At 66.2% G+C, this 7,797-nt stretch carries 4 protein-coding genes and 1 pseudogene; all 5 read left to right on the top strand.

The annotated features are described in order from the left end of the window. The coding region (locus tag AC1DYI_RS21280) for an ABC transporter permease (protein WP_477206127.1) at positions 1-867 on the top strand (867 nt) is incomplete at its 5' end. Beyond that, complete coding sequence (locus AC1DYI_RS21275) at positions 864-1,850, top strand: aldo/keto reductase (RefSeq protein WP_477206126.1); 987 nt, start codon at positions 864-866, stop codon at positions 1,848-1,850. The genes AC1DYI_RS21280 and AC1DYI_RS21275, both read left to right, overlap by 4 nt. Positions 1,851-1,888: 38 nt before the next feature. Next, a complete protein-coding gene (locus tag AC1DYI_RS21270) occupies positions 1,889-2,764 on the top strand; it encodes a class I fructose-bisphosphate aldolase (RefSeq protein WP_477206128.1) in 876 nt (291 codons plus the stop codon). A 119-nt stretch (positions 2,765-2,883) separates the two neighbouring features. Continuing rightward, complete coding sequence (locus AC1DYI_RS21265) at positions 2,884-7,572, top strand: LamG-like jellyroll fold domain-containing protein (protein ID WP_477206125.1); 4,689 nt, start codon at positions 2,884-2,886, stop codon at positions 7,570-7,572. 5 nt (positions 7,573-7,577) lie between these two features. Further along, positions 7,578-7,797: pseudogene (locus AC1DYI_RS21260) on the top strand (hypothetical protein); the annotation flags it as partial.

Here is a 7,797-nt window from a genome sequence, read left to right as displayed (position 1 = left end):
GAGTACTTCCTGACCTGGGACAACGTGCGCGCGATGCTGTTGTCGTTCTCGATCGAAGGCATCGTCGTCGTCGGCATGACGGTGCTGCTGATCGTGGGCGGCATCGACCTCTCGGTCGGCTCGGTGGTGTGCCTGGCGATGGTGATCACTGGCAAGCTGTTCCTGATGGGGCTCGACCCGTGGACAGCAGGGCTCGCGGCCATCGCCTGCAGCGCACTCATCGGCGCGATGATCGGTGGCTGTGTCACTGGCATTGGCCTCAGCCACTTCATCGCCTCGCTCGCTTTCATGGTGATCGTGCGCGGCATGTCGCTGGCACTCACGCAGGGCACGCCGCAGTCGCTGTTCTCGCTGCCGCCGGAGTTCAAGTTCATCGGCCAGGGCGCGGTGGGCGGCATACCGGTCGTCATCGTGATCTTCGCGGTGATCGTCGCGGCAAGCGATTTCGCGCTGCGCCGTGCCACGCTGCTGCGCAAGGTCTTCTACACCGGCAGCAACGAAAAGGCTGCGCTGTACTCGGGCATCCGCACCGGCCACGTGAAGTTCTGGGTCACCGTGCTGTGCTCGACGATGGCCGGGCTGGCCGGTGTGATCTACACCGCGCGCTTCGGTGCGGCCACGCCCACGTTCGGCATCGGCATGGAACTCAACGCCATCGCCGCGGTGGTGATAGGCGGCGCAAGCCTGAAGGGTGGCTCGGGTACCGTGCTGGGCGCGGTGCTGGGCCTGGCGCTGCTGTCGGTGGTCAGCAGCTCGCTGATCCTGCTTGATGTCTCGCCGTACTGGCAAGACGTGATCAAGGGCCTGATCCTGCTGGTCGCCGTCACGGTCGACCATCTCCTCAACGTCAAGAAGATCTTGCGATGAATACAAAGCGATTGGGCTCGTCAGGCATCGCCTGCGAGAGCGTGGGCCTGGGCACCTGGGCCATGGGTGGCTGGATGTGGGGCGGCAGTGATGATGCCGCTGCCATCGACGCGATCCGCGCGGCGCTCGACGCCGGTGTCAGCCTCATCGACACCGCACCAGCCTATGGCCTGGGCCATGCCGAAGTGCTGGTCGGCCAGGCGCTGGCCGGGCGGCGGCACGAAGCGGTCATCGCCACCAAGTGCGGGCTGGTCTGGCACACCACGCGCGGCACCCACTTCTTTGACGAAGAGGGCCAGCCGGTCTACCGGTATCTCGGCCGCGAATCGATCTTCGACGAAGTCGAGCAAAGCCTGAAGCGCCTGCAGACCGACTACATCGATCTCTACATCACCCACTGGCAAGACGCGACGACGCCGGTCGAAGAGACGATGGGCGCGCTGCTCGAGCTGAAGCGGCAAGGCAAGATCCGCGCGATCGGCGTCAGCAACGTCGATGCGCCGACGCTGACCGAGTACCTGAAGCACGGCCCGGTCGACGCGATCCAGGAGCGCTACAGCCTGATCGACCGTGAGATCGAATCGACGCTGCTGCCGCTGTGCCGGCAGCACGACATCGCGGTGCTTGGCTACTCGTCGCTGGCGCTGGGCTCGCTCGCCGGCCCGATCAGCCTGCAGCGCCGCTTCGCCGGCGACGACCAGCGCCAGGACAACCCGCRCTTTTCCAACGAGAACCGGCAGCGCTTCAACGCGTTCTTCGCCGAGATCGAGCCGCTGCGCGCTCGCCTGCAGTGCTCGTTCGCGCAGTTGATGGTCGCCTGGACCACCATGAACGACCGCGTGACGGTGGCCTTGTGCGGTGCGCGCACGGCAGCACAAGCAGTCGACAACGCCGGAGCGCAACGCATTGAACTCGGCTCAGACGACCTGACGCTGATCGAGCGCGCCGCCGATCGTCACCTGACTGCGGTGACGAACTGGTGACCCGACAGCACATCGACAAGATCAAGGAGCCCAAAGGCATGTCAGAGAGAAAACAACCGCGCCTGAACCGCCTGCTGCGAGACGGGCGTTGCCTCGACATCGCGGTGGACCATGGGGTCTGCAACGAGCCGAGCTTCCTGTCCGGGCTCGAAGACATGAAGCAGGTGATGAACCAGCTGGTGGCCGCCGGGCCTGACGCGATCCAGCTCAACTACGGCCAAGCCGACCTGCTGCAGCATCGTGCCGGCCGCGAGAGACCGGCGCTCGTGATGCGGCTGGACATGGGCAACCCCTACAACGCGGTGGCGCACCGCGTGATGTGGGCGGTGCTGCAGAACGAGAAGGACCCGGTGCTGCCGGCGGTGCAGCTCGACGCTGCCTGCGTCGTGGTCAACCTGTTCATGCTGCCCGACGAACCCGATCTGTTTCGCCAGTGCGTGACCAACATCGCACGCGTGCGGGCCGACTGCGACCGCTACGGCATGCCGCTGATGATCGAGCCGCTGGTGATGGCACCGAACAGCCAGCGTGGCGGCTACATGGTCGACGGCGATGCGGACAAGATCGTCACGCTGGTGAGGCTGGCGCGCGAGATGGGCGCCGACATCGTCAAGGCCGACCCAACTGCCGATCCGGCCGAGTTCCACCGCGTCGTACAGGCGGCGCGCTGCCCGGTGCTCGTGCGTGGTGGTGGCAAAGAAGACCTGCGGCAGGTGTTCGCCAAGTCGCGCGTGCTGCTCGACCAGGGCGCCGTTGGCATGGTTTACGGCCGCAACGTCTACCAGCATCCTGACCCATCAGCCGTCGTGAAGGCGCTGATGGCGATGGTGCATCGCGGTGCGAGTGCCGAGGCCGCGTGGGATCTGTACCAAACGTCCGCCGCAGCCCGTGAAGGGCGCGAGAACGCAGCTTAAGCGACGCCGCCAACGCGGCGCTCAGCCCAAGGGGAGGGGGCTTTCTCCCCGTTGAGTGTTCCATGACGACCAGAAGGTCGGCGGCAGTGCTCGCCCGGCTTCGAACGAGGAGAACTTCGGTGCTAAAACTCAAGCCTGTCTTTGTGGTGCTGGGGCTGATCGTGGCCGCGCTGGTCAGCCATGCCGCTGTCACCAGCCAGATCCTGACGACCACGCTGCGCGAACTGGGCGTGGCGATCGGGGCCCAACCAAAAGCACCGTTGCTGCCAGCAGGCGGCCCCGGCCTCGGCAACCTCAGCTACAACCAGTCCGAGCTGTTCACGGCCGTGTCCCTGATCCGGCGCGACGACCAGGGCGTGCCGCCGACCTATCCGGGCCGCAAGGATTACGGCACCAACGTGGGCATCATGCTCAACGGCTACTTCCTGACGGTCTTCGCGCCGGACAGCGGTGACGGCCCCGGCGGTTTCCTGCTGTACGACGTCTCCAACCCGCGGTCGATCAAGCTGGTCAAGCGGATCTACGAGCCGGAAGGGCGCACTTCGGAGTTCCGCGAAGCGCACTCGATCGGCACCGCCACCATCGGCGGCAAGGTCTACGCGGCGATCCAGAGCACGAAGGGCGTGGAGTTCTGGGACTTCACCGACATCAACGACATCAAGCAGGTGAAGAAGGTGCGCCTGCCCACTGTCGACCGAGGCGACTACTCCAACGTGAGCTGGCAGCTGTGGTGGCAGGCACCGTACCTCTACGTGGCGTCGGCCAACGACGGCATCTACATCGTGGACGCGCGAGACCCGGCCAATGCCGTGCTGGCCAATCGCGGCGCCGGCAAGCCCAACCCGGTGCCCACCGGCGAGCTCGGCGGTTTCCGCATCGGGCCCATCTTCACGATGGGCAACCACATGGTGCTGACGTCGATGGAAAGCACCGACGGGTTCGCGAGCCTGGACATTTCGGACCCGCTCAACCCGAAGGTGCTGGACACGCTGGGATCGAACCCCTTCTACTACGCCACCTGCTTCGATGGCGTGAAGCTGTATGCGTCGGTGCGCGGCACGGGCGGCAAGCTGACCGGCTTCGACCTTTCGGACCGCAGCCGTTTCGTCGCCAACGACAACCGCCTGGTGATCGACGAGCAGCTGTATTGCGGCACGCAAGACCAATACGTTTTCTCGGGGGCGCAGTTCAAGGTCCACAAGGTCGACGTGAGCAACGCTATGCAGCACGTCGAGGTCGGGCAGGGGCAGTTGTTCCCACCCGGTGACCCCAACGAAGAACACTCTGACCACGGGCAGGTGGCGCCGTTCGGCAACCTCGTGTTCGTGGGCAACGACCATGGCACCGGCAGCGGCTTCATCGTGCATGCCATGGCACCCGACGCAACCAAGCCGATCGTCAAGCAGGTATCACCGGCCGATGGTGCGCACCAGCAGGCGTTGACCTCTCGCATCGGCCTGGCGCTGAGCGACAGCATCCTGCCCGAGAGCGTGAACAGCGGCACCTTCATCGTGCGGCCGGTCGGCGGCAATACGCTGGCCGGCACCTACAGCGTGCAGCTGGGCATCGTCAACTTCTCGCCCAGCCAGCCGCTGCAACCTGACACGACCTACGAGGTCTACCTGCCCGCCGGCGGCTTGAAAGACTATGCCGGCAACGCCATCGGCACCGACTACCACGCGACCTTTGCGACCGGCAATTCGCTCGACATCGCGCTGGCGCACCACTGGAGCCTGGCCAGCACGCTGGACGACCCGATCGGCCAGGACGACGGCACGCCCACGCCGAACGATGCGTTCGAAAGCATCGGCCTGAACTTCGCGACGCGCAGCAGCGGTGTCGCGCTGAAGGACGATTCGGTCGCCTCGGTGCTGGCCGGCACGGCCTCGGTCAGCCTCTACCTCAAGACCAACCAGGTGGGCACCAACGTGCCGTGGACGGCGCCAGGCATCTTCGGGCGCGACCAGTCGGGCGGCGCGGACGACGTCTTCTGGGGCTGGTTCGACAACACCGGCCGGCTGAACCTCTCGGTCGGCGACGCCGGCAACGGAAACCCCGGCACCAAGTCGACCAACGCCCTCAACGATGGGCAGTGGCACCACGTGGTGATGACGCGCGACGCTGCCTCCGGCGCGCAGGCGATGTACGTGGACGGCGTGAAGACCTCGTCGACCGGGCGCACCGGTGCGCTGGGCCTGAAGAACCGCTTCCAGACACTCGGCCAGGTCCAGGGCAACAGCGACTTCTTCCGCGGCACGCTGGCCGATGTGCGCGTTTTCGGCCGCGTGCTGGGCGACAGCGACGTGGCCGCGCTGCGCTCGCTGCCGGTTGTCGGCGACCCAGGCCTCGGCGATGGGCCGGCGCAGGTCAACGGCCAGGTGGTGTTCAACCCCACGGTGCTCGGCGGCTCGGCGCAGTACAGCTGGAACTTCGGTGACGGCTCACGCTCGGCTTTCTCGAGCCAGCCGCGCAGCACGCACACCTACACCAAGGCGGGCCACTACAGCGTGACGCTGACGGTGCGCAACGCCAATGGGCAAGAGACCTACTACACCTTCCAGCTGACGGTGATCGTGCCGGTGACGGCCGTGGCGCCGACGAACACGACCAACATCACCGGCGACGCGAACTCGGTGTACAGCGTGAACCCCGACAGCGGCACCGTCACGGCGCTCGACGCTCAGAGCTTGGCCAAGCGATGGGAGGTGCGCGTCGGCAGCGAGCCGCGCACGCTGGCTGTCGGGCCGGACGGCCGCATCTGGGTCACCGTGCAGGACGAAGACAAGCTGGTCGCGCTGAACGCGGCCGACGGCAGCGTCTCTGCCTCGCTGTCGCTGCCCTACGGCAGCGGGCCATACGGCGTCGTGTTCACACCCGATCGCACCAAGGGCCTGCTGACGCTGGAAAGCAAGTCGACGCTGCAGAGCTTCGACCCCACCAGTGGCGCCGCCACCGGCAGCCTGGTGTTGAAGGGCACGGTGCGCGGCATCGCCGTGGCCGCCGATTCGCAAGCGGCCTATGTCACGCGCTTCAAATCGATGGCCAGCGGCGGCCAGCTGTTCAAGGTCAACCTGCTCGACCTGACGAACAACACGACTGTCGCCCTCAAGGTCGACACCACCACGGTGGACGACGAAAGCCGTGCCCGTGGCGTGCCGAACTACCTGAGCCAGGTGGTGATCTCGCCCGATGGCAAGCGAGCAGCCTTGCCATCGAAGAAAGACAACATCCTGCGCGGCCGCTATCGTGACGGCCAGAACCTGGAGCATGACCGCACCGTGCGCTCCATCCTGTCGCAGGTGGACCTGACGACCGCGAAGGAGGTGTCTGCCGAGCAGCTCGATTTCGACGACCGCGCGCCGGCTCGCGCTGCGCTTTTCGCGCCGAATGGCGACTACATCTTCGTCGCGCAGATGGAAGGCAACCGCGTCGCGATCGTCGACGCGTACACCCGCGCTGTTCGCGGCGAGATCACCGATGTCGGCCGCGCGCCGCATGGGCTGTACCTCGACGCGGCTCGCAAGCGGCTGTTCGTCAACAACTTCCTCGAGCGGACGGTGTCGGTGCACGACGTGGCAGCGGTGCTGTCGGGTGAGAGCGGGGCGGCGAACTTCGTGCGTTCGGTGCCCACCGTGGCGCAAGAGACGATGACGGCCGCAACCTTGCGCGGCAAGCAGCTCTTCTACAACGCTGGTGACCGGCGCATGAGCCGCGACAACTACATGTCGTGCGCCAGCTGCCACGCCGATGGCGGCGACGACGGCATGGTGTGGGACTTCACCCAGCGTGGCGAGGGGCTGCGCCGCACCATCAACCTGCTGGGCCACCAAGGCACCGGCCAGGGCCGCGTGCACTGGACCGCCAACTTCGACGAGATCCAGGACTTCGAGAACGACATCCGCAATGCCTTTGGCGGCACAGGCTTCATGAGCAATGCCGACTTCGCGGCCACGTCGGACACACTCGGGCCGCCAAAGGCCGGCAAGAGTCCGGCGCTGGATGACCTGGCGGTCTACGTCACCTCGCTGTCACGCTATGCCCGCAGCCCGGCGCGCAATGCCGATGGCACGATGACCGCCAAGGCCTTGCGAGGCAAGGATGTGTTCGCCACGGCCCAATGCGTCACTTGCCACAGCGGCAACACGATGCAGGACGGCCTGCGCCACGACGTGGGCACGATCCAGCCTTCGTCTGGCCAGGGCAATGGCAAGCCGCTGCCGGGGGTGGGCTTCGACACGCCGACGCTGTTCGGCACCTGGTCGGCACCGAGCTACTTCCACAACGGCCAGGTGGCGACGCTGGAGAAGTTGTTCGCGTTCGGGCATGGGAACAGTGGTGCGCTGTCGTTGGATGACCAGCAGGCGCTGGCCGCTTACGTGCGCTCTCTGGACGCCACCGGCGCTCTGCAGCGAATTCACTCGAACCAGAGCAACCTGTGCGTCAACATCGCGAAGCGTTTGACCGACAGCGGTGCCAAGGCGATCCAGTACCGCTGCGGCACGGCCGACAACGAGGTGTTCTCGGTGAACAACGTCGACGGCTACCTGCAGTTCGTGGTCAAGCACAGCGGGCTGTGTCTGGCGGAAGGGCCGGTGACGACGTCGCCGATCCGCTCGCTCGTGCAGATGGCGTGCAACTCGGGCGCCGCCACGCAGTGGTCGCTGGTCGGCTCGACCTTGCGCAGCCGGTCCACCGGCGCGTGCATGGACGTGCCCGGCTCGTCGAACCAGGAAGAGGTCGAGCTGATCACCTACCCGTGCAACGGCGGCAACAACCAGAACTGGACCCGCGAGGTGGCCGGCAAGTGACGCAGGTGCCATCGGTGCAGGGAAGGGGAGCGAACGACACCACGTTCGACTACATCGTGATAGGTGGTGGCACGGCCGGTGCGCTGATGTGCAACCGRCTGACGCAGGACCGCCACCACCGCACGCTGCTGATCGAAGCCGGCGGCCGCGACCGGCACCCGTGGATCCACGTGCCGGTCGGCTACCTCTACTGCATCGGCAACCCGCGCACCGACTGGCTTTACC

The organism is Ideonella sp. P3_A4 (assembly GCF_056403075.1).
The sequence above is the reverse complement of the archived record's forward strand: the minus strand, read 5'-3'. Positions and strand labels throughout refer to the sequence as shown.

Excerpts from the sequence above, each read along its gene's own strand:
- AC1DYI_RS21270 (WP_477206128.1), top strand. The coding sequence starts at position 1,889 with ATGTCAGAGAGAAAACAACCGCGCCTGAACCGCCTGCTGCGAGACGGG.